Genomic DNA, 24,771 nt, shown 5'->3' on the forward strand with positions numbered 1-24,771 from the left:
ACATCCCATATTAATCGCCGACTTCCCCGACAACCTCCGCAGCAGCCTGAGTTTCGAGCCAGAGATTGAGCAGCAAGAGCTCCGCCCGATCGCCCAACACAGTCGCAAACACGCCGTCAGCCCCCTCAGACGCCTCAGAAATCCACGTACCGCGCAGAGTCACTTCTACAAAGTCAGCATCAGCAACACAAAGGTCGATCGCATCGTTGTCGTTTCGGCGGGCCTCAGATTCCAACAGAGACAGCGCCGCCAAATTTGCGGGCAGCAAAAATGCCGCAGTGCTCGGTTCGACGCTGATGCTTTGACCAACTCGCATAGCCAGCACAACTCGCAGCGCCACTAACTGTTCGGGAGATTGAGCCAAACGCTCGAGGTTAAAGCCCGTTTCAGTGTAAGTCAACTTCAGCATATTGACAGCCCTAAATTTGAAATTGAAAGTTTAAAATTGGTAATTGAAAATTGGCGATCGGGAATTTGGAATTGCGATTTAGGGCAGATTTTAGATGAGAATTACGCATCAATTTAAAATCTAAAATCTAAAATCTAAAATTCTTCCCATTCCCTATTCCCCTATTTGATATTCGTGCCAAAACAGTTCGGCAAAAGCAACAGTGGGGTGTATAGGAGCCTTTGGCTTAGTTCGCAGAGACATTCCGGCTTCTATGGGAGTTCGATCGCCCTTACGAGAGTTGCACCTTTCGCAAGCCGTCACCACGTTGTCCCAAGTATGCGGGCCGCCCTTCGATCGAGGCATGACGTGATCCAGCGTCAAATGCCGATTGCTACCGCAGTATTGGCAAGAATGAGCGTCGCGGCGCAGAACTTCCCGGCGATTGACCGGGGGCACTTTCCACAGGCGTTCCCTGTTACCAAAAGTCAAGCGGATTTGTTCGGGTACGTGGATGCTGGTGCTGGGCGATCGTACCACCCAGCCGTTGCCGATGCTAAAATCTAGAGGTTCAGCCTTGCCTGTTACCAAAAGTACGATCGCCCGTTTGATGTTGACACGGCTCATTGGTAGGTAATTCTGAGAAAACACCACCACAGATTGCCTCAATACATCAGTTACTACGGTCACGGCTTGCTCCTCCTCATCAATTTTGGATTTTAGATTTTGAATTTTGAATTTTGCTTGCTTCGTCAGCATTGGCTACATCTGGTTTTTTCCCAGTTCCCCAAGCGGATCGAATTTTTCAAATATCCAATCAAATGCCCCCGCTTCTGTTACGAGAGAAGCGGGGGCTAGAAAAACTGCTTTCATGCAAATTTTCATCCTGTCTTGGTACAGTCGTTTAGCTGTACCTCCCGCTTCGCGTATCTCGATATGGCTGTGCCACTTGCAGACCGTCCCGGTCTACCTCGTTGTAATGAATTTCTGCAATTTCTCCTAATCCACTATAACCGCGTTTATTTAGGCCCCGGCCCGCCCACGAGGTCGCTGCGACAGTCGCCAAACCCGTGCTAAAGACGTGCTGTAACGACTCGGAGCAACCCGTGGGGCGATCGCACTTCAGTTGATAGGTGGAGTAGGTGGGGAGAAATTTCACTGTAGGCAGAAGGTGGTTAAGAGGCTTTCAATCTAGCTGTAAACATACTACACTGATATTACAGATATGTCCACCCGTCACGGAGAAAAAATTATGCATACCCTACCTAGAACCTCAACCACCGAAATGGAAGTCACCAGCATTCGACTCGAAAGAGAACTCAAAGAGAGACTTAAAGAGCTCGCGGGCAATCAAGGCTATCAAGCTTTGATTCGAGATTTGCTCTGGAATTACGTGCAGCAGAAGTCTGGAGAGTATCGGCAGATGTTTTCTCGATCGGATATTCGAGCTAGCATTAATGCCACAGCACAGCAGGAGGAACGCTGCGCCCTTACAGGAGAGTTGATTCGACCGGGCGGGCCGATGTTATTAGGCCTGACGATGCACGGCGAAATGGTGCCGCTGAGTATAGGGAGTATGGCCGGATAAACCAGTTTATCGAAAATTTGTGAGAGCGATCGGCCTGGGGTGAAGGCCCCAGGCGCTGAAGATCAGACTATTTTAGATTTTAGATTTTAGATTTTAGATTTTAGAATGGCTTATAAAATAAGGGTTGGGAGCTTGCCTAAAGTCGGATTGTTTTTGGGAACTGGTATAAAAAAACTTCGGACAGTTTTTGATTGCCAACCGTAGAATAAGGGTTTCAAGGCGATTCGGCAATCGAACTACCAACTGACATCTTGCACCATTTTCAATAAGCTTTTTATGGGCGGACTCTCCTGCCCACCCCACAAGAAATTGCACTTGTTGTGGAACAGGCCGGAAAGCCTGTTCTTGAGAATGATCCAAGATGTGAGCTACCAACGAAAAATCGAGGGTTTCAGACTAAGAACTAAAAACAGTCCGGGCTATTGATATAAAATCCCGCAGTATTTAAACAATCTCTATTTAACGAACCGCGAAGACGCAAAGAACGCGAACGAAGATGGAGAAGAAGATAGCTAATGTTAGCAGTTCGCAATTCTGGTAACGCAGATCCTGATGCTCCAAAACGCGCGGGCTAGTGCTAAAATTTCCATCGGGCGTGCCGAACAGACGATCGTACATTTGATGAAAAAAATTAAAGTAATGCTGAAAAACCGCTACTTGACTGCTGCGAGTTCGATCGCCCTTCTCACAATTATTGCCGGATGTGCAGCTACTGAATCACCTCAACTTGCATCTCCCTCTCCTGTAGCTGAATCTTCCCCGCCCCCAGTTAAACCAAGTCAGCCTCAGCCCTTAATAGTCTCTGTTAGCAATCCCGAAACCCCCACAAATACCAAAATCCAGCAATATCTCAACGGGTTGGCCGCCCAAGGTTATGCCAAAGAAGACCAAGGCGTCTGGATGCAATCTGGCAATACTTTGCTAGCCAATCATCAAGGTACTGTTCCTCTGTCGGCCGCTTCTATTACCAAAGTAGCAACATCTCTCGTAGCATTGCAAAAATTCGGGCCGGAACATGAATTTATCACCTTAATTGGTACAACGGGAAAAATTGAAAACGGCGTATTAAAAGGCGATTTAATTGTACAGGGAAACGCCGACCCGTTGTTTGTATGGGAAGAGGCGATCGCCCTCGGTAACGCCTTAAATCAAAAAGGGATCAAGCGAGTCAGTGGCAATTTGATAATTGTCGATAAGTTTTACATGAACTTTGAACTCGATCCCCTCAAATCGGGAGAATTGCTCAAACAAGGATTGAACAGTGAAACCTGGCCCAGCGAAGCCGCCGCCCAGTATCAAACACTGCCTCCAAATACGCCGAAACCCCAAATAGCAATTGAGGGTACTGTCAAAGTTTTGTCAGCATCTCCCAATGACGTGCAGCCTTTAGTCAAACATTATTCTTTGCCCCTTGCTGAATTGATCAAAAAAATGAATCAGTACAGCAACAATCTCATGGCAGATATGCTAGCTGATACTGTCGGCGGCGCCAAAACTGTCGCGCAAAAAGCAGCAGCAGCAACCGGAGTTCCTCCCGCAGAAATTCAACTCGTCAACGGTTCGGGATTGAGCGAAGAAAATCGCATTTCTCCCCGGGCTGCTTGCGCGTTATTTATAGCTTTAGAACGCTATCTTCAACCTTACAGCATGACAGTTGCGGATGTCTTAACTGTAGTTGGGAAAGATAAAGGAATACTATCAGAACGGCCGCTTCCCCAATTAGCAGTAATCAAATCTGGCACGTTGGATAATGTTAGCGCTTTGGGCGGAGCCCTGCCCACTCAAAAACAAGAAACAGTGTGGTTTGTGATTATGAATCGCGGGGCAAATGTCGAGACATTTCGCACTCAGCAAGAGGTTTTGCTGAAAAGCTTTTTGAATGACTGGGGAAGTGTTCAAGTTTCGCCACCCGAATTAACCCCAAATCCTGCTAGAAGTAGTAAGGTATCTCGCAGCGAAATTGTTCAATAAGCTGTTGTGAATTGAAATTGTATATTCTGGGCGATCTCGGATGCCCACCCCACAAGAGAGTTTGTAGGGTGGGTGAACACAGAAATTTTGAATTTGCAACTAAAATAATGCAAGCTGATGCACCCTAGGAGTACAAACCAATTTAATTAGGTGTTTTTGCCCTAGCGACTACTATGCCGATCGCACTTTCGACTCTCCTAATATACCTCTGCAAGTCGTAAGCAACTGTCACATCCCCAGCGGGCGAAGCGTGAATTAAACCGAGGTTCCCGTCAGCATTCCGATAAACTAAACCCGTGTGGGTGACATCCAATCCTTTAACATCCGTGGCTACCGCTACAATATCCCCTGGTTTTAACTGAGAATAAACACGTTTTATCCGATTTGTTGGGATATAATTAACAATAGTTTTGGCTAACTCTGCTTCTTGGCTGACTATGCACTGATAAGTCGCTTCGTCTTTGACCATTTGCGGGTAACTGCTGCGGTGCTGGCTCATGAAATTTAGGGTTTTATTCATGGGAACTCCACCTAATTCAGCGGTGATATTTGCCACAGTTTGCCGTTTTTGATTGTCGTTAATCCATTCTGAAAAATAGTGCAACCTGCTGCAATAACCGTTCATTTTACCATTTAAATAGCGCTGTTGTTCTATGCGATTTACAAAATTTTGATAGTCGTAATCTTTTACGGCTACGCCCCTGGCGATCGCCAAAACGGTTTCTACAAATAAAACGCAATCAAATTTATTCAACGTTACGATCAACTTTTCTTCGCCGGATTCGTCCAGCAAACCAGCGGCGTAGGGTTTTCCTCGGAAATTATCGGCGATCGCCTGGACGATTTCTCCCATCGAGCGATCGTGCAAGTTTTGTTGTTTTGCATACTGTACAACCTGTTCAAAACGTGCTATATCTTCAGGTTGTGAAATGGTTTCTCTCTCGGTATTATTTGAGTCCGATCGTCTCGCCAGCACTTTCAGCAATTCGGAATAGGAAATTTCCGCTAAATTGTTGAAGTCCCACAACATACTCGGAAAACTGGACACAGTTTGCTTGTTTGTTATTTCCAGATTTTCGCTTTCTCCCGTCAAGGAAAACGCTACATCCGCGCCCTGTCCTGCTGTTTGTCGATCGACAACATATCCCGTAGCAGATTGAGACTGAAATGCCCAAACATCAGGTATCAAAGAATTATTCACGCCGACGATCGCAAATCCCAAAACCGCCAGACTCCAAAAATTTCTCATGTTTTTCAAAGGATTTTGCTTCAACTCAGTGCTATCCTGAAATTTTTACAATTACTAGAAGTCTCAATCAGCCTAGTAGGCCGATAAAATTGGCAACAGCGGACTAGATCGATACACTTGTCATTTAGATGCCGCCCTATTATAAACTGATCGTGCGAGTTTGATAGCACAAAACTGTAATGCAAGTAGAACGCCGACGCCGCCCCATCGGGCCCCAACGCCCAATCGAGTCCCGACGCCAAAGCACCGAGCGTCCAGTCCAGTCGCGACGCCAAAGCACCGAGCGCCGAGTCCCATCTCGTCGCCCAACCCAGACCCGACGCCCCATAGACCTCTTGCAAAAGTCGCTCTCAATTCTTGAAATTATCTGGGTTAATCTGCGTTCATCTCCCTTGTATCTGCGGTTGACCGATCGAGCTAAGATTCATGCAACAGGTCTAATCGAATCCCGACGCCAAAGCAGCCAGCGCCCAGTCGGACGCCGACGCCAAACCAGCGAAGGCCCAGTCCAATCCCGTCGTCGAGTCAGGACGAAATTTTCTCGGTTAAAATACCGTAACATCCTGTGCTTAATTGCCGGGGCGATCGCGTTCTTTTGGCTCGTCACAATACCGTTCAGAATTCGCCGTGCCCCAGAACCGCCAGTCATCTTGACTCAACAGCCCATCTCGCCTCAAGAAACACTCTCGCCTCCGACAATTGAACCATCGGAAAATTTAGCCGATCGTCAAAGCGACCCTACCTTTAGCTACAACATCAAAACACCTCCCAATCCCGTTTACTCTCAAGAATTGCAAGGGATTGTTGATGAATCTGTGAAGATTGCAACCAGCAAAGGACTACCGGCAGAACGGCTATCAATTACCTTATTTGATGTCAGCAATCCTAAAACTCATACCTTCGCCGGATATCAAAATCAAACTCTCCGATTTCCTGCTAGCGTTGCCAAGTTATTTTGGATGGCAGCCTTTTATGCTGCCATCGAAAAAGGCATCATTACGCAAAGAGAATCTGCCTTTAAAAACGACCTAGAGCAAATGATTCGCGTCTCCAACAACGATGCTGCCAGCAGACTTTTAGACAAAATCACAGATACAAAATCCGGGGGTAGGCTTGCAGGAGAAGAATTGCAAACCTGGCTGAAAAAGCGCACTCAAGTTAACACATTTTTCCAGTCAGCCGGCTACAACGATCTTCGTATAAGCACCAAAAATTATCCCATATACTATTTGAGGCAAGAAGGCCCAATCGGTCGCGACTTGCAATTGCGGGGCGATGCTTCCCAGCCGATTCGCAATCAAGTAACTACCGACCAAGCCGCCAGATTAATATATGAAATATATACTAGGCAAGCGGTTTCTAGCGTCGCCAGCCGCAAAATGGCTTATTTGCTGACGAGAGACTTAGACCCCAAGGCCTGGAAAAATGACCCCAGCAACTCGATACAAGGATTTCTCGGCGAATCTTTACCAACTAATATTTATTTTGGTTCCAAAGTGGGCTATACTTCCAAATCCCGCAGCGAAGCGGCTTTTGTTAGAACTTTAGACGATCGCGCGATTTATATCTTAGTTGTTTTTGCAGACGATCCGGCTTATTCCAAGGACGAAACAGCCTTTCCGGCAATTTCCCGATACGTTTTTGATCGGCTAAATGCTCGTGGCCCGCTCACTGTGCAGTGATATGGAGTAGGGCGGTTCACTCTTTTTTGTATGAGGACTTACGCAAAAAAACTGGTTTCTGCCACAAATCCCCACTGGCGACCAAAAAAAACCGGTTTCTTATACCCTGTGTGCAAGTCCTAATTAGGTTTGTACTTATGAAGTCGGTCTGGGAGCATCTCATATTTGTAAAAACACTTCTTCTGGCTCCTTCCTTATTCCTCTTTTCTCCTGGCTCCTGACTCCTGACTCCTAACTCCAATTTTGGGCTTGGCTGCTTTCATTGAGATGCTCCCGTCGGTCTTCTCTCGTCGCCCTTGGGCAGACTACAAACAATCAGTTAAACAATTGATTGACCTTCATCATCCAGGATACAAGCCCCCGGATTCATTCCAACGCGCAGACTCAGGACCGGTGAAATAAAAAACCTGTATCCGATGAAACTTGCCCCCCGAATTTATCCGTGGGGTCAATGCTTTAATTCTAAAATCTAAAATCTAAAATCTAAAATCGATGAAACTTGCCCCCCGAATTTATCCGTGGGTTCAATGCTTCAATCTAAAATCTAAAATCTAAAATCTAAAATCGATTGACCGGACACAATTTAACTGGGGCGAAAGGATTCGAACCTCTGAATGGCGGGACCAAAACCCGCTGCCTTACCACTTGGCGACGCCCCAACGTCTTAACCTTCACTATCTTAACATTCAAACACAGCAATCTGTCAAGCATTTTGACAATAAAATTTAAAAAATCTTTTTGAAACCGATCGCCCGCAGGTTTATTCTTTGAGCGCAGGGGGGCGAGCTACCGGGATTTCAATCCTGAAATCAGCTCCCTGTCCCGGTTTCGAGATACAGTTCAAACTTCCTCCGTGTTTTTCCACCACAATCTGGTAGCTGATAGACAAGCCGAGTCCCGTACCCTTGCCCACAGGTTTAGTGGTAAAGAAAGGGTCAAACAAGTGGCATTTAGCTTTTTCGGCCAATCCCGGCCCGCTGTCTTGAATCCGAATCACCACAACTTGACCCATCGACTTTCCTGACTGATCTGCCTCCGAGTCTGGGGCCACCACCGCCGTCGAGATTTTGATCGTCTTGGGTGGGGGCTGATTTTCCAAAGAGTCGATCGCATTCGCCAAAATATTCATAAATACTTGGTTTAGCTGTCCGGGATAGCACTCTACCTTCGGCAAGTTGCCGTAGTCTTTAATTACCTCAATTCCCGGTATTAGCCCATTTGACTTCAACCGGCTCTGCAAAATCAGCAGCGTGCTGTCAATCCCTTCGTGAATGTCCACCAGCTTCATCTCTGCTTCGTCGTGCCGTGCGAAGTTCCGCAGAGACAGGACAATTTGGCGGATGCGTTCAGTTCCCATCTCTATTGAAGACAGAATTTTCACCAAATCCGGCACTATGAAATCAACATCGATTTCTTCGTTTTTGTCAAGAATTTCGGGGCAAGGCTCGGGGTAGTGCTTTTGATACAAGTGCAGTAAATCCAGCAGATTTTTCATGTACTGCTTGCAATAAGTCAAGTTGCCGTAAATAAAATTAACCGGATTGTTAATTTCGTGGGCGACGCCGGCGACCATTTGACCGAGAGAGGACATTTTTTCGTTTTGGATGAGCTGAGCTTCTTTCTGCTGCAACTGCTGCAAAGTTTCCGTCAGTTGGCGGGCTTGAGTTTGAGCCGCTAAGGCTGCCGCCCGGGTTTGGGCGTAGAGTTCGGCTTGGTCGATCGCGATCGCCAGTTGATCCACCACCGCTTGCAGCAATTCCACTTCGCTCGTGGCCCAGGAACGGTTGCTGCTGTAATGGTTGCAAACTACAGCACCCATTTGACCGGAGCGAGTCTTGAGCGGCAGCAGCAGGTTAGAAACAATCCCGAGACTGGTCAAAAAATCTCGCGTCGGCTGTTCGATGCACAGTGCTGTTGCCGCGTCCCCGATCCGGAGCGTTTGGCGGTGGCAAATTTTCTCGGCCAGCAGGGTTACTTGTTCGATCGGGTATTCTGTAAGCCGCTCTTTGAGTTCGGGATTTGCCGCCTCGTGGGTGATTGCAAAGCTTGGCTGCCCGTCTGGCGAGATGGAATACCACAAAAAGTAGCACTGGTCAACCTGCAACAAGCTGCGAATTTCGTTGACAGCCGTATCTAAAATTTTGTCGAGGTCGAGGGAATTCCGCATCTGGCTGGCGAGGCCGAAGAGCAGACCTTCCCGGCGGCTCAACAATTCTTCTCGGGCCGTGATGCGATCGATCGCCACGGCGATGGCGTTAGCCATGCAGCTCAGGACTTCTAGCGCTCCCTCGCTTACCAAAGCGCTACTGCACAGAGCCATCACTCCCACCAGCCGCTCCTCCACTATCAGCGGATAGGCAATGGCGCACAGAGACGGGTTCGACAGTAGGCATACAGGAGCCGTTTGGAGTTTTCCCGGTTCTGCTCGCACCCAATCTTCTATTTCCCGTTGCCACCCTTCCGTGGTGAGTCCTGAATCGGCCTGCAATTCTAACTGCTCTGTCTGCGGGTTGAACGTCCAGATACTCGCCTCTTTGGCGTCGAGGTAATCTACCATTGCCTCGGTGCAGCGGTTGAGGATGGGCGATATTTTCCCACCTTGTCCGAGGGCTGCACCGACTTTAGCTTGCAGAGCTCCCAAGCGAGCTCGCTCTTCTAGCGACGCGGCCGTTAGTTGGCTGGAGGTGTCCCGGGGGCTGGCAACAATTTCTCGGATTGCTTGGGTATCGTCCGCGCGCCCGATGCCCCCTGAAGTTTCCCACAAATATTGAGATTTGCCGGTTTCCCCGCTCCTGGGGAGCTTTTTTGTTCGGTATCTTCTCGTGCCGCTCTGTGGCGTCTGTTCGCCACACAAGCTGGATCGGTTCGAGCCACGAACTAACTCCGAGATTAGCTGGGTGTCGGAGGTGATATCTTCTACTTCTGGCAAGTGTTTCTGGGCTTTGAGTAATTGCCAGCGCAGATCCACCAAACTCGCAACTTGCCGACCCAAAGCTTCTATAGCTTCTATCGTTTCTTTTGTCAAGTCTCTCGGCACGGAGTCCATGACGGATAGCACTCCCAGCATCTGCCCATCGGAGGTCATGACTGGGATTCCGGCGTAAAACTTCACGAAGGGGTAGGAAACCGTCAGCGGATGCTCGGCAAATCCCACGTCTGTGGAAGCGTCTCGGACAATGGCCACAGGCGGTTCCTTGAAGGAATTTGCAGGGGGTTCGATCGCAAATTCGGGAGCAACTGGCGGTTGTTGCAGGGAAATTGCCCGGTCAAATTCCGAGTTTGAGTTTGAGCTCTGGGCGAACTCTTCGGGAGTTCGGTCGAGGGCGCGAGCGCAAAAATTCAGGTAACGGGGGGCCAAAGTTCGATCGATACCTAACTGCGACTTCAACCAGTGGCGATTACCGTCAATCAAGCTCAAGAAAGCAATAGGAGTTCGGCTGATCTGAGCTGCCAAACCGACCAAACTGTCCAAGCAAGCGTCTGGAGCAGAGCCGAGAAGCTGATACAAGTCAATGTTATGGAGCTTGAACACTTTTTCACCAAGAGGCAAGGGTGCTTTCATCATGTGTAACTGCCCGTCTAGTTGCTGGCAACCGCCCTTCTCAATACTTTAGAGAAAAACAAGCTATGAATTGTGTGATGGGAGACTGTGGGCGCAACTTCGGCGCAGGCTGCTTGCGCCGAATTCAAACTAACCTCTTGACTGATCGGGAAACTTTTGAGTTATCGGAGTTAGAGCACCCCAGATCTTAAGACTATATAAATTATACTTCCAGTTGACTATGCTTTTGAATACCTCCGGCTCTCTAAACCTCAGAGCCTCTGTTGGGAGGAAGCCGCTTTCCAAAATATATGACGATTGCTTACCTAGAATTTTTTAATCAGTTTAATTGTATTTTAACAGACTTGTCTAATCGTGGGTAGCTGGCTTGCTGGTAGATTTAAATCAGGGGTTTGTGCCACAATACCAGTGTCCTTTACCGAGCTGTGCCTTAGCCGGGAGTTCAACTACAGTTAGGAGATGAATTACAAAAGATTGGTAAGATGTTAAACTTTGTAACAAGAGTTGTTCAAACTCGACCTTTTAGGGTTTCTGGGCGCAGATGCACATTTTGCAACTGTTGTAATTGCCGATCGACCACTCTCCCAATTCCTTTTTTCGAGTTAGAGGTAAAAAAACAGGGTAATGTTTCAACTAACGCTCGAACGGGGTTGACAATTATTGTGTAGAGGCAACTCTCAAAAAATAACTGCAGGAAGTATGTTTTGTATTTTCAAGAACTATAAATAAACAGGGAGAAGAATATGTCTGCAAGTAGCAGTCAAGTACCAACTATTTTGGCAGTTGATGATAGCGTCGTAATGCAAGGACTTGTTAAACAGGCCTTAAGCAAAGAGTTTAGAGTTCTCGTAACAGACAATGCAGTGGATGCTTTGTCAACTATTTATCACGAACAAATTTCTGTTTTGTTGCTGGATGTTTCGATGCCTGGTATTGACGGATTGGAACTCTGCCGTACGGTGCGGAGCTTGCCTCAGTTTCAGAATTTGCCGATCGTAATGCTGACAGCGCGAGATGGAGCCTTTGATAAGGTACAGGGGCGTTTGGCGGGAGCAACAGAGTATTTAACTAAGCCGTTTGATGCTGATAAGTTGCGCGAGGTAATTGGTAAGTTTATCAAAATCAAATAATTGGACTTAGAAAAAAAATTAGTTTTGAGTAATTTAATGAAGTAATTTGAGTAATTAATGAACTAAAAAGTTCCGATCTCGCTCTCTGATCCTCGACTTCTTTAACAAGTCGGGGGGCCGGGTATTCTGCACAATTTGCGAGGTAAGTCCTAAATTTTTAATTTAGCCAGGAGTAGGGGAGCGATCGCACTCACAGGTAGAACATATTGGGCGGCACCGAGGGCGATCGCCTCCTTGGGCATTCCGAAGACAATGCAGCTAGCTTCGTCTTGGGCGATTGTCAACCCCCCTTGTTTGGCGATAGCCAACATTCCGTCAGCACCATCTCTACCCATTCCTGTCAGCAAAACTCCCGCTGCTGCCCGGCCATAAAAATTAGCTACCGACTTAAATGTCACCGTTACAGAAGGGCAGTGTCCCGCGACATGAGCAGCTTCTGAATAAACAAATCGCCCTTGAGAGTCAAATTCTAAATGACGTTTTTCGGGCGGGAAATAAACAGTTCCTGCTTGGGGCAATTCCCCAAAAGAAGCGATCTTAACAGGCAGTTTCGATTCATTACCCAGCCAATCAACTAATCCTTGCAAAAAACCTTCACTGATGTGCTGGACACAAATTATAGGCACGGGAAAACTAGCCGGAAGTTTAGAAATAATTGCGTACAGTGCTTGCGGCCCCCCTGTAGAAGCCCCTATAGCCAATACTTTAATAGTTGAGAATTTAACATTTTCGTTGGAAAATTGGTAATTAGGAACTGGTGCTTGGTTAATTTTTACAATTTGATTATTATCTTGCGTTGGCATTTTTTTTTGATGCCGTGTAAATACTTTAACTCCTGAGAGAATTTTAACTTTAGCTATTAATTGATTGGCTAGGCGAGCGTAATCAGATACCAACCCGCCAATCGGTTTCGGAAAAACATCCAATGCACCAGCATTTAACACTTGAAATACATTGTGAGTATCATTCGCTTGCACTGAAGCACTAATTACTAAAATTGGTAGCGGATATTTCTTCATTACTTCTTCCGTAAATTCTAACCCGTTCATTGGTGCCATGTTCAAATCCGTACAGATTACTTGGGGCTGAAGTTTGGGGATTAATTCTAGTCCTTCTAATCCGTTGCAAGCGGTTCCTACAACTTGGATGTCTGGCGAGGACTCAAAAATTCGTTTGAGGACGATCGTAACTACTGGAGAATCTTCAACTAACAATAGTTTAATGGGCGATAACATCTATTTGCTGGAAAATGGGGCATGGGAAATGGGGAATAGGAAATTAGGCACTTGTAATGCCCTACGACTTACTTCCCTTAAGCTTCGTGAGCGGGCAAGCCGCGCAGAGCGAGTGGCTAAGCTCAGTACAACTACCTTAGTAACCGCGTAGTCAAAGTATGGGGTATTAAGCATCCATGCACTGGCAACTGTGTACTGGGCACTGGGCATTGGGCCTTGCTAATTGGTAGTAAATAACAAATCCCTAATAACCAAGGACTAATGACTCTTGACTAAACTAACCTTTTTAGGGTATCTACCAAAACATCTTGATTGAAAGTACCTTTAGGAATATAAGCATTTGCCCCCGCATCCGCCCCTCTTTTTCTATCTTCATCCGATGCCAAAGATGTCACTAAAATTATCGGCAACTCACTGTATTCTTTTTGCTCCCGAATCTTAATAGTCAGGGCCAAACCGTCTAAATTTGGCATTTGTATGTCAGAAATCACAGCATCAAAATCGCGAGTTTTTAATTTATGGAAAGCATCCAATCCATCTACCGCAGTCACAACTTCGTAACCCGCACCTTCCAGGATGCGTTTTTCTTGAGTGCGCGTGGCGATCGAATCTTCTGCTAATAGTATAACTTGTTTTCTGCTGCCAGTCTCAAGTTGCGATCGCGCACTCCCAACCCCACGGGACGAAACTTGCTGGCGTACAGATTTTATCAAATCGTGGGGATTGAGTACCATACAAACTTCCCCAGTACCCAGAATTGTGGCGCCCGAAACATTTCGCACCCGTTTCAGCAATTGACTTTGAGGTTTCATCACCACATCCTGTTCGTCTATCAAAGCATCTACAAATAATCCCAATCTTTCCTCCCCAACTTTCACAACAATACAAGGCATTTTTGAAGAAGTTGAATTTAGAAAGTAGTTTTGATTTTTTCTCAGAGCTTCGCTCCCGTTTTCCTGTCTCAAATACCGATTTTTTTGCCCCCCTTGTCTATTGTTTAATTCTAGTAAATCTGTCAGATGAGCAACTGACAGAGGCTGACCATTTGAAAGTATAGTTTCCTTACCTTCTATAGCAAATATCTCAGACTGAGATACCTGTTGAGCCGTGTCTACAAACTCCACTGGCAGAGCATAAGGAATATCTTCAACTATGACTATTAATACATTTGCTGTAGCTAAAGACGTGCTGATTTGCAGCTTCAAAGTGCATCCTTTTCCCGGTACAGAGTCTACTTGAATACTACCTTTTAAAGCTTCAACATTAGTACGAACTACATCTAAACCCACCCCGCGCCCCGATACTTCTGTAACAAAATTTTTTGTCGAAAAACCAGGAGTAAAAATTAAAGATTCTACTTGACTTTCGGTCATTTCGGCCAGTTGTTCAAACGTACAAATATTACGTTTTACAGCCGTTTGTTTAATGCTTTCTAGATTTAGTCCGCGGCCATCATCAGCAACTTCAATAATAATATTGCTAGCCACATTATAGCCTTTTATTCGGAGAGTAGCCACGGGAGGTTTACCTAGTTTTTTACGATCCTCAACAGTTTCAATACCGTGGTCGATCGCATTTCTAATCATGTGCATTAAAGGGTCTTTCATTTCCTCTAAAATGCGTTTATCTACTGTAGTTTCCCCTCCTTCAATCACTAATGCAACTTCTTTACCTTCCCGTTTCGCTAAGTCTCGAACAGTGCGAGGAAATAAATTAAAAATAGTAGACAAAGGCAGCAGTCTCAGAGTGCGAATTCCTGATTCTAATGCCTCAGCGATTAATTCGAGTCGGGCAGTATCTTCATAAACGCGATTTCTCAAGCGGTTGACTAAAGTTCCGAGACGTTCTAAACGTTCTTCTGTACCTTGATAGTAATCCTGCAATTGGCTATATTTACCGTTGGCTTTAATACCGTTTTCATCTATTTGCATCCGATCGACATTCAAGCTCGTCACAAAATATTCTCTGCTCCACTCTTCCCACAAAGTTGTAATTTGTTCGATCTCTGCAACTCGGTGTCCTAGCCGAGTTTTTGTGACAGTAAGTTCCCCTGCTTGAGTCATTAAATCGTCTAAATTTTGAGTAGCAACGCGAATGGTTTCAATGCGGTAAGATGAGGTTGAGGAGGCAGTAACTGCAGACTGCGAAGCCGACGCAGTGGCTGGTTCAGAAGGTGCAGGCAAGTTTTGAGCTTGCCGTAGAAATTCCGGCTTGGATTGTAAGGGTAAAAAAGAGGAATTTTTCTCTAAGTTAAGGGCTTGAGAAGTTTCAATATTTGTTTCTAGTTCTTGAATAGGATGCTCAGTAAATTGCGGTTCTACCAAGGGTTGTTCTGGTACTTGTGAAGATGAGGGATCTACTATTGAGGCTGCTGCCTGTGGCTGTGGCTGACTAGAAGCACCCATCATGCTAGCGAGGATGTAAAAAGTATTAACGCCGGAATCTTCCCCGGTAACGGCTTCGTTAACGAGTTTCCGCATGGCTTCTAAACCTTGCGAAAGTCGATCGCTAATATCCGAATTCAGTTGAGTTTCTCCCCGCTTGATGCCTCCCAAAATATGCTCAATTTGATGAGCTAAAGAGGCTACATCTTTTACCCCTAGCATCCCTGCATCACCTTTAAGAGAATGGGTTTCCCGCAACAATTGTTCTAACTTACCTAAGTCACTCGGATGTTGTTCTAAGTACAGCAGTCCGTCGTCTAGTTTCTGCAAGTGTTCTTGACTAGCGACTTTAAATACATCTCGAAGTTCTTGATCTTCAATCATCATATATGTTTTTGAGTAATAGGTAATTGAGCATGGCTCATGGGTAAGTGGTAATGATAATTATGTTGAATAGTCAGTCAATTGCTAATGACTAATGATTAATGACTACACTACTTCTTTAAGATTAAATGCAGCTTCTGTGAGTTGTTGAGTACCGATTTTAACTTGAGTAATGCCACTGACTGTTTGAGACGCGGATTCCTTCAGAGAACTCATGGCATCACCTACTTGCTGAATTGCGATCGCCTGCTGTTTAACATTAAATGAAATTTGCTGGTTGCTAGCAAACACCAGATTGCAAGCTTCCCTCACACCCGTAAAAGCTTCTGCCGTATCTTGTGCTGTTTTTACCCCTTCTGCAACTGTTTTGCGACTATCTTCAGTTGCTTTCACCGTTGAGTTGATCGCACCCTTAATTTCTGGAATAATACCATTAATCTTTTGTGCTGCTTGTTGGCTTTCATCTGCTAACTTACGAATTTCGCTTGCTACCACCGCAAAACCTTTACCGTACTCGCCGGCTCTGACTGCTTCAACAGCGGCGTTGAGAGCCAGCATATTAGTTTGGCTGGCTAAATCGCTAACCAAACTTGCGAGAGTCGATATATTGCCAATCTGACTCGTGCTGTCGTCGAGTCGATGATTTTGCTTAGAAATTGCCACCACAGCTTCTCTAAGATTCAGCATTTGATTGAAAGTTTGATCTACCTTTTTAGTACCTTCTTCGGCTAAATTTAAAGCTTGGCGAGCGGCAATGGCAACAGACTCAGCTTGCTCGGCTGTTTGCTGAGAAGATCTGCCCAAATTTTCTATAGTTATAGTTGTTTGATTAACCGAGACAAATTGCCTATTTGCTATTTGCTCTTGTCGGTTCATATTTGATTCTATTTGCAGTGAAAATGACGATATTTGGTAAATTAACCCCCGAATCAGAGCAACAATTTTTTGCAAAAACAACCATCCAAATCCCAGCACCACCGCCAGGGAAACAACAGCAATAAATGCAGCTATTTTTTGAAGAGAATCGATCGAATCAAATAGCAATTTTTTGGGTGAACTATCCACAATTACTAAAAATTTTTTTGTATTTTCTTTGCTGGGAAAAACTGTATTATAGCTAATCACTAGCTCCCTATCATCAATATTTCCCTGACCCCCTGAGAGTATTTTAGCAACAATGTCTGCTGAATAATCATTTTGGACATTTTCCTTAGTTTGGAGTTCAAATCCCCATGCTTTTTTAGGATTGGGATGAGCCAGATAATACCCATCTTGATTTAAGATAAAAGATTGCTCTGATAATTCATGATTAAAATTTTTAACCCTATCGATCAGAGTGCTACCCAGAGCATTGCTAATCAAAATACCTTGTCTTTCTCCTTTGGAATTAAAAATAGGAGTTGCGTAGCGAATTGTTGGCTTGTAAGGAACTTCTATTTTTCCCCTTTCCTGATTCAGCTCTAAAGAAGACACATATACTTCTCCTAATTTTAGCTTCATAGTTGCCATAAAGTAATCTCGGTCTGCTTTATTTTGTAGTTGAGACTCTGGAATAACTTGGATATTTCTGCCGTCAGAATCTACGCGCACGATCTCCTTGCCACTATTATCTATGTAACGCAATTGCATATAATACGGCTTGGCTTCCATCATAGCTAAAAATGTGAGTTGCATTCGATAAACCCAATCTTTATAAGTTGAATTAGTTTGTTTGTCTACTCCATTTCCTTCTCTAGCTCTAATCATTCCCTGAACAGGGGGAGTTTTGCGGAGAAACAAAATATCTGCTCTCAGATTTTCAAATTTGTTAATCATTTGATTAGCAGTAGAATTAACACTGTCACTAAGGGTTATTAATGCTAAATTTTGTAGTGCTTCTGTTGAAGAAGCAATTCCATACCAACCAACAATAGATACGGGGATTAAGGTACTTAAAATTAGGAGGACTAGCAGGCGGTGCTGCATTTTTTGGAAAAATTTGTTCATTATTGGTTACGGCGAATTAGTTACGGGGAAATTGTACGCGAGCATAGTCTAAGTATAGGGAATTGGGAAATTGTACGCTCGCTTAGGTCAAGTATAGAGAATTGGGAAATTGTACGCTCGCTTAGGTCAAGTATAGGGAATTGAGACTTGGTAGGAAATAAAAAATAACAACTCCCAAATAATAACTCACAACTAACTATACTCCTGATTTGAGATTAGGTTCTGATTTCCAAGAAACAAGTTATTGCTCCCGTTAATATCGCTGGAATTTTACCGCGACAAATCGCCAAAGCAATTGCTTTAATTTTTAAGGATATATTTGGCATTTTTTGGGAACTACTCATAATTCATCGCTCTCCTACAAAACTGCTTTCAAATCTAAGGCTGCTTCATTCAATTTTTGAGTCCCGACTTTAGTTTGACTGATACCGCAAGCGGTTTGGGCTGCGGCTTGATTGAGGGAGTTCATAGCTTGCACTACCTGTTCGATCGCGATCGATTGCTGTTTGGCATTCAGCGAAATTTGTTGAGAGCTCAAAACCACATTGTTAATGGCATTGGCAACTCCTGCAAATGCCGCTGCGGTTTCTGAGGCAATATTCACGCCGGATTCCACTGTTTTAGTTCCTTCGTCTGTCACCATTACCGTTGAGTTAATCGCCTTTTGAATATCAGCAACTAATAGATTAATTTGTGCTCCTGATTTTTTACTGCGATCTGCAAGTTTGCGAATTTCTGACGCCACCACGCCAAACCCCTTGCCGTGTTCTCCCGCCCGCACTGCTTCAACAGCAGCATTGAGTGCTAACATATTAGTTTGATTGGCCAAATCGCTCACTACAGTTGAGATATTACCAATGTGATCTGTTTGTTCGCTCAACTCTATAATTTGTCCTTGGATATCTTGAACTTTAGTTTTCAGAGTTGCCATTGCTTCTAAAGTTTGTTCTACAGCTTTTGTGCCACCGCCAGCTAAATTCAAAGCTTGCATTGCTTGAACCACGGCGGTTTCTATTTGCTGTGATGTCGCCCTAGAAGATGCTCCCAATTCGTCCATTGTAGTAGTAGTTTGATTTACTGAAGCTGCTTGCTGACTTGCCATCCGTTCCTGTTCTTCGACGGTGGCTGCAATCTCAGTGGAAGAAGTGGCGATCGAGCTAATTGCCCGATCGATAGTTTGGGCAATTCCTGACGAAATCAGCCAAGCTATAACCGCACCTAACACCAATAAAAACACAGAACCAAATACCAATGCCGAGAGCAAGAAAACTAAAGATTGCTTCGTTCTTTCTGTAGCTTGATTAATGGCTTTTACTTCTATTTCGCGAAATTGCTTATTTAGGGCCACAAATTCCTCCACAAATTTGGTCTGTTTTCCTGTGTTAAATATAGCCAATGCTTCGGCTCTCTTATTTTGTTGTACTAAAACAACTATTTGGTTAGAACCATCATAATATTCTTGGCAGAGATCTAACATCCTGTCTAAACGACTTCTCTGTTCAGGATTTTCGATTTTCAAATCCGCACTCTTACCCGACTGAAGAGCTAATTCTCTCCCTGTCTGAAAATCCTTTAAAAAGTTAGGATTTTTATTAATGAAATACCCGCGCAAGCCTCGTACCATTTGTTCAGCACCTGCGGACATATCATTTGTGTATCTGATAACATTTTCGATTCTTTCTACTTCTTGAAAATTATTCAATACCTGATTAGTAGTTGTATAAACTAGCAAGGGAAAACCCAAGTATATAGTTGCGGGCGCTACATAAGCCAGCAGCATTCTATTTCTAATATTTAATTTTATTAACTTAGAAAACATATTTTTCTCCTTAATTTAAGCACGTGCATATACGAATTAGATTCCTTAGTCCAATCTCGCTTGAAAAGCGGATTTTGTATAACTCACTACGCTTGGGTTAAAACTATTTATTCCTCAGAGATCCCCCTTGCATCCCCCGCATCGTTGCGAGAACTTTGAGTAAGTTCTTGTCCCCCCCTTGAGAAGGGGGCGCCAGGGATATCGAGCTTAACTCAACCGTATTGTGATATAACTAACTTCTTTAGTCCTGGACGCATTTCAAGATAATTCTCTCATGGGAAGTCCCGCTCGTTACCAGTCCTGAGCTCTGCGTTGGCTTGGGATTGCGAAGGAAATGAAGTATCAAGCCAGATGCTTCACTTGACTCATCATACATAGGCTGTGCGTAAGTCCTGTTCTTGATTTGATTCAAACCTCTTCATCAACAACTAATCCTCCTTTTGTCAGCAGTTTTTGTAAGTTCAGAATAGCCATCATTTTTTCCCCGTAAATAGCTGTCCCCCGTAGATATTCGCGGTTGGCAGAATGCAGTCCTGCTGGAACAGCCGCCATTTCCGACACATTTAAGTATATAATATCTAATATTTCGTCAACAACTATACCAGTGACCAAATCCGCGACTTCAACAACGATCGCCTTAGAGAGATAATTTGCAGCCTCCCACATATTTAAAGACATATTTAAAACATTGCGAATATCAATTAGCGTCAAAATTTCTCCCCGTAAATTCATATTTCCAACTATGCGATCGGGAGTGCAAGGAACCGGAGTTACTTGGCTAATGTCAGTAAATTCGCGCACTAGATCCAAAGGAATACCAAAGTATTCGCCATTCAAAACAAACACCGCCAGGGACATATTAATTGCAGCATCATTTTCCCCCTCGCCTTGTAGCCTCAAATTATTAGCCCGCGATTTAAAAATTGCCTTTTCTTCCGGCGTAGCTTGCGGGCAAAAAACGTGACGCTTGCTCAAAATTTTAGGATTTGCTCCTAACAATTTTGCATTTATTTGCCTCTGTAAACTTTTCGTCTCTGCCTCACCTGCTGTTTCTTCCCTACCTGCATTGCTTGGAAAAACAGACCAGCTTTCCTCTGACTTTTCGGGAGAATATTGAATTAAGCGATCGAGATTCAGCAGCATGATAATATCGGCTTCGCAGCGGGCCACTCCAGCGACAAAATGATGGGAGGCTTCTGAATTGTCTCGCCCGTAAGATAGCTGGGGAGTGATGGCATCTTCTGAAAGTTCTCTAACTTCGCGAACTTGATTGACAATTATACCGACTTTCAATTCTTGCCACTCGATGACGATCGTACTATCTGTCACAGCATACTCCTGCCAAGCGTATCCAAAACGCAGATTCAGATCCATCACGGGCAGAATTTCGCCCCGAAGGTCGATCGCCCCAACAATATCTTGAGGTGCTTCTGCAATTGCTGTCAACTCCGGCAGAAAGAAAATTTCCCGAACGTAGCAGGCTTCTATACCGCAGAGAAAACCGTTCTGTTCAAAGATAAGATACGGTTTAGTTTCCATATTTTAGTGTACAGTTTCTTTACTGTATAATTTTAACAATTTTTTTAACATTAATCAGAACTTGACTAGCTGTCATTTTCCCCTGTGAATCTATGGGAGTGCTGGGCGGTAGTGCTTTCAGGATTTCACAAGATGAATTGTACATTTTAAGAGCTCTTTTTACTTGACCTTCTTTATTGTATATATTCCCTAGTTCTATATAAGCTGAAACAAAAGATGGACACATATAAATAGTCCTCTTTAATAAATTCTTTGCTGTTTCCAACTGCCCCTGTTCCTCAGCAATTTGAGCTTGTAAATAATCAGTATATACTGAACCAGGCTCTACTTTTCTCGCTCGATTACAGTATTCTATTGCCTGAGAATAATTGCCGGCATTTGCCTGAACTTGAGCGATTAAAAAATAAGCATCAAAATTATGCCCCTGCAAGTCTATTGCCTCTTGTGCCTTGTTGATTGCCTCAGCATAATTTTTATTTTTAAAGGATTTTTTGGCCTCTAAAATTAGCATTTGAGGCGTTTTAGTTTGAGTATTTTCTGCTATTATTTTTTCTGTAACTGACACGGCAGTGTTCGGCAAACCTTCCTCCCGATAGGGAGAGGGCAGCATCTTCCCCAGCGGATTACTTGTTTTTAATACGGGTGGCATCTCTATCTCGGGAAAATTGCTGTTAGTAGTAAAACGAGGTGGCATCGTTTCCCCTGTTAGCAACTCACCACTATCATCGCCCATAGTATCTGCTTTGGGCAATTCCCGAAAAGCCGAGTTTGCTTCCCCTACCGTCGCAACCCTAGACTCTATTTGAGAGCCTTCCTGCATTACTGAATCCCGACGCTGATAAACCACCGACTCCGGGAAAATCTTGGGTTCAAACTCGTTCATAATTTGACCGTAAACTTCAGCGTGACCGGTCATTAAATATCCTCTAGGTCTCAGGGTATTGGCAAATTTTTTCAGTACCAGTGAAATATACTTATGTTCAAAATAAACAAACACGTTTCTACACAAAATTAAGTCGATGTTATAAAGATTTTGGTAAATATTAGGAAACTCATCTGTGATTAAATTTACACAGCTAAAGCTTACACTTTCGCGCAATTCTAGATTAATTTCCCAATCATTTTGCCTCGGATGAAAATACTGCTTTTGTATCTCCGGTTCAACCAAGCGAAATGACCAATGACTGTAAACTCCCTGGGGCGCTTTTTTGATTACTTTTTCATTGATATCTGTACCTAAAATTAATATTTTCCATTGTTCCCAATCGGGAATCAATTGTTTTAAAACAATAGCTAAAGAATAAGGTTCTTCACCGGTAGAGCAGCCCGCACTCCAGATTCGCAGTGTCGGCTGCATTCCCAATGTCTTGTGCAAGTTTCTTTTCTGCTCTATCAATTCAGGAAAAATTACTTCTTTTAACAGATAAAACTGTCCTTTATCTCGCATAAAATAACTTTCAATTGTTGTCAATAGCAATACTAATTCTGACCATTCCTTTTTACTTTCCCAATTTTGGGCTGTTAAAAGCTTATAATATTTTTCGGGTTCTGCGATTTTTTTTGCTCTCATCCGAGTCAAAATTTTATGAGACAAACCAGCTCGATCTTGGGATCTAATTCGCACACCAATCTCAGTAGTAATTAAGTTGATAAATAGCTGAACTATGGAATCATTCATGTCAACTCAGGTAGATTAATTTAATAATTTGGAAAGTGGCAACTTTTACTGAGCTGGTGCTGAGTTTGTGCTGAGCATAGCTGCTAGCCTGCGGCTCATCCGTTCGCAAAGCCGCAGGGAGCCGAAGGGAAGTGCGTAGCTGAACTATTGGGAATTGGGGAACTTGTAAGCTCGTGTAGTCGAAGTATTGGTAATTGGAAATTGGGGAATTAGAAATTAGAAATTGGGAAGGGAGCCGATCGCCTTAACAAGAACAGTGTTACACCACATCATATCAGAAAGTGGCCAGCTACTTAAAGGAAAAAGGCAAAAGGTAAAAGACACAAGCCAGGAAAAAATTATCCCTTCTGCCTTCTACCTTCTGCCTTCAAAGGCACTACTCTCCAACTTTAAGCTGGATATATCCGCAGGCGGCGATTGGGTTCTTCCCCAAAACTGTGGGATTTCAGGTGATAGTGTTCCACAAGTTCGTGCTGCATTTTGCGGACGTTGGGAGAACGAGGCAGGAGTTCCACCGGCTGTCCCTTCGGAATGACAATTTGCTCGACTGCCAAACGGGTTTCTTCGAGAGCTTCGAGCTCATCAGAAGAACCGCTGCGGGCGAATAAGGCGAGGTCTGCCACTTCCGGGGTGCCGGGGTCATCCATGTCCAACAGGCGCCGCAAAGCTCTCGCTACGTGGGGAATAGTGGCGGCCTTAATTGTGTGCAGGGGAACTTGGCGAGTTTTGGCCAAGTGCCTCAATTTTGACTGGTTCCGAACGTTCGATCGTAAAGCCACAACCACGTCAGCACTCTCAATATCCTTCGTCAGCAGTACCGGCAGGTTCAGCGTCGAAATCACCTGTTCGAGCTGGTGGCGAGGTATGCCGTAAGGATAAACGTGGAGGGGCAAATCTTCGCCGTTAGGGCCGACATTATGGGAATAGCGTCCGGCCTTGGGTACCGGTTCGACGGACAGGGATTCTTCGAGCAGTTGCTCGAAATACCGAGTCTCAGAAACCGGCGCGCTCTTAGCAGCGAAGTTCTCGCCTTGAGCGGGCATAGGAACCATTTTGCCAGCACTCCGCCACCCAGAGAGCGGTGTGACGGGCCGGATTGCCGATACCGCAGCGGTGTTGCCGGAAGCTGCCATCCCCGGAAACCGGGCGGGGGGAGTTGCCGACTCCTGCTCGATAATTACTTCTCCTGTGTCGCGGACGCTTCTGATTTGCTGGCTTGGTTCGCGTCCCCGCAGCAGAGTGTCGATCGAATCTGCAACTCGCTCGTGTATTACCCAGCGCTGGCGTTCCAGCATTTCGACGGCTATTTCAAAAGTTGGCGGTGATTTGCGCTCCAAAACCGTCTTTTGAGAACCGCGCCGCCTTGCTTCGTCATCTCCCAGCGTCACCGCTTGGATGCCCCCAATTAAATCGGCCAGAGTCGGGTTTTTCATCAAGTTTTCGAGCCGGTTGCCGTGGGCTGTACCGACCAACTGCACGCCCCTTTCGGCGATCGTCCGAGCCGCCAAAGCTTCGAGTTCCGTGCCGATTTCGTCAATCACGATCACTTCGGGCATATGGTTTTCCACTGCTTCGATCATGACTTGGTGCTGGAGTTCGGGACGGGAAACTTGCATTCTGCGAGCTCTGCCGATCGCTGGGTGGGGAATATCTCCATCTCCGGCAATTTCGTTGGAGGTGTCGATGATTACCACCCGTTTTTCCAAGTCATCGGCGAGCACGCGGGCAATTTCTCGCAGGGCCGTGGTTTTGCCGACTCCGGGGCGGCCGAGCATCAAAATTGACTGACCGGTTTCCACTAAATCGCGGATAATGCCGATCGTCCCGAACACAGCGCGGCCCACCCTCAAAGTCAAGCCGATAATCTCGCCGCTGCGGTTGCGTAGGGCGCTAATTCGGTGCAGGGTTTGCTCGATACCGGCTCGATTGTCGCCGCCGAAGTGGCCGACTCGCTCGATGCAATAGTTGAGGTCTGCCTTGGAAACTGGCGTTTGGGAAAGAGGTTCGGCCAAGGATGGAAAACGAGCTTCTGGTCGGCGGCCCAAATCCATGACAATCTCAATGAGATTGTTGCGCTGCGGGTGCTGCTCTAAGGGCTGCCGGATCTCATCTGGCACGATGTCTAATAATCTGTTGAGGTCGTCTGTAATCTGCATTCGCCTCGATGTGTTCGGTG

15 protein-coding genes and 1 tRNA gene are annotated in these 24,771 nt (G+C 45.1%); 4 read left to right on the plus strand and 12 right to left on the minus strand.

Annotation, left to right across the window (positions count from 1 at the left end; translation table 11 throughout):
* Nucleotides 1-10 precede the first annotated feature (10 nt).
* Both QUB77_RS11905 and QUB77_RS11910 read right to left on the minus strand, forming a co-directional pair.
* Entirely contained in the window at nt 11-409 is a 399-nt protein-coding gene (locus tag QUB77_RS11905) for an alr0857 family protein (RefSeq protein WP_333170410.1), read from the minus strand.
* A 153-nt stretch (nt 410-562) separates the two neighbouring features.
* Nucleotides 563-1,078 carry an HNH endonuclease gene (locus QUB77_RS11910; RefSeq protein WP_333170480.1) on the minus strand — a complete coding sequence of 172 codons (516 nt, stop codon included), beginning with the start codon at nt 1,076-1,078 and terminating at the stop codon, nt 563-565.
* 562 nt (nt 1,079-1,640) lie between these two features.
* Here QUB77_RS11910 and QUB77_RS11915 point away from each other — a divergent pair.
* Both QUB77_RS11915 and QUB77_RS11920 read left to right on the plus strand, forming a co-directional pair.
* Nucleotides 1,641-1,976 carry a ribbon-helix-helix domain-containing protein gene (locus QUB77_RS11915; RefSeq protein WP_039886507.1) on the plus strand — a complete coding sequence of 112 codons (336 nt, stop codon included), beginning with the start codon at nt 1,641-1,643 and terminating at the stop codon, nt 1,974-1,976.
* Between the two features lie 639 nt (nt 1,977-2,615).
* Nucleotides 2,616-3,947, plus strand: coding sequence for a D-alanyl-D-alanine carboxypeptidase (locus QUB77_RS11920; RefSeq protein WP_333170479.1), 1,332 nt, complete (start codon nt 2,616-2,618; stop codon nt 3,945-3,947).
* A gap of 142 nt (nt 3,948-4,089) precedes the next feature.
* Here the strand turns inward: QUB77_RS11920 and QUB77_RS11925 are convergent, their stop codons facing one another.
* A complete protein-coding gene (locus QUB77_RS11925) occupies nt 4,090-5,196 on the minus strand; it encodes an N-acetylmuramoyl-L-alanine amidase-like domain-containing protein (RefSeq protein ID WP_333170409.1) in 1,107 nt (368 codons plus the stop codon).
* 179 nt (nt 5,197-5,375) lie between these two features.
* Between QUB77_RS11925 and QUB77_RS11930 the strand changes: the two genes are divergently transcribed.
* Nucleotides 5,376-6,878 carry a serine hydrolase gene (locus QUB77_RS11930; protein WP_333170408.1) on the plus strand — a complete coding sequence of 501 codons (1,503 nt, stop codon included), beginning with the start codon at nt 5,376-5,378 and terminating at the stop codon, nt 6,876-6,878.
* Between the two features lie 587 nt (nt 6,879-7,465).
* Here the strand turns inward: QUB77_RS11930 and QUB77_RS11935 are convergent.
* Together QUB77_RS11935 and QUB77_RS11940 are read right to left on the minus strand one after the other, a co-directional pair.
* Nucleotides 7,466-7,537: transfer RNA gene (locus tag QUB77_RS11935), tRNA-Gln, on the minus strand.
* Nucleotides 7,538-7,638: 101 nt separating this feature from the next.
* Complete coding sequence (locus tag QUB77_RS11940) at nt 7,639-10,443, minus strand: GAF domain-containing protein (RefSeq protein ID WP_333170407.1); 2,805 nt, start codon at nt 10,441-10,443, stop codon at nt 7,639-7,641.
* A 740-nt stretch (nt 10,444-11,183) separates the two neighbouring features.
* Here QUB77_RS11940 and QUB77_RS11945 point away from each other — a divergent pair.
* Nucleotides 11,184-11,570, plus strand: a complete 387-nt coding sequence (locus tag QUB77_RS11945) for a response regulator (RefSeq protein ID WP_015175702.1) — start codon at nt 11,184-11,186, stop codon at nt 11,568-11,570.
* A 149-nt stretch (nt 11,571-11,719) separates the two neighbouring features.
* Here QUB77_RS11945 and cheB read toward each other — a convergent pair whose 3' ends face one another.
* From cheB to QUB77_RS11980, 7 genes are all read right to left on the minus strand, one after another.
* Nucleotides 11,720-12,805, minus strand: a complete 1,086-nt coding sequence (gene cheB / locus QUB77_RS11950) for a chemotaxis-specific protein-glutamate methyltransferase CheB (RefSeq protein WP_333170406.1) — start codon at nt 12,803-12,805, stop codon at nt 11,720-11,722.
* Between the two features lie 272 nt (nt 12,806-13,077).
* A complete protein-coding gene (locus QUB77_RS11955; RefSeq protein ID WP_333170478.1) occupies nt 13,078-15,573 on the minus strand; it encodes a hybrid sensor histidine kinase/response regulator in 2,496 nt (831 codons plus the stop codon).
* Between the two features lie 105 nt (nt 15,574-15,678).
* Nucleotides 15,679-17,559, minus strand: a complete 1,881-nt coding sequence (locus tag QUB77_RS11960; RefSeq protein ID WP_333170405.1) for a methyl-accepting chemotaxis protein — start codon at nt 17,557-17,559, stop codon at nt 15,679-15,681.
* 358 nt (nt 17,560-17,917) lie between these two features.
* Entirely contained in the window at nt 17,918-19,378 is a 1,461-nt protein-coding gene (locus QUB77_RS11965; RefSeq protein ID WP_333170404.1) for a methyl-accepting chemotaxis protein, read from the minus strand.
* Nucleotides 19,379-19,786: 408 nt separating this feature from the next.
* On the minus strand, nt 19,787-20,917 hold the full coding sequence (locus QUB77_RS11970) for a chemotaxis protein CheW (RefSeq protein WP_333170403.1): 1,131 nt from the start codon (nt 20,915-20,917) through the stop codon (nt 19,787-19,789).
* Between the two features lie 19 nt (nt 20,918-20,936).
* Entirely contained in the window at nt 20,937-22,595 is a 1,659-nt protein-coding gene (locus QUB77_RS11975; RefSeq protein ID WP_333170402.1) for a CheR family methyltransferase, read from the minus strand.
* Between the two features lie 389 nt (nt 22,596-22,984).
* Complete coding sequence (locus QUB77_RS11980; protein ID WP_333170401.1) at nt 22,985-24,751, minus strand: R3H domain-containing nucleic acid-binding protein; 1,767 nt, start codon at nt 24,749-24,751, stop codon at nt 22,985-22,987.
* Between the last annotated feature and the right edge of the window lie 20 nt (nt 24,752-24,771).

It is taken from the genome of Microcoleus sp. AT9b-C3, from assembly GCF_036705485.1.
Taxonomy (GTDB): domain Bacteria; phylum Cyanobacteriota; class Cyanobacteriia; order Cyanobacteriales; family Microcoleaceae; genus Microcoleus.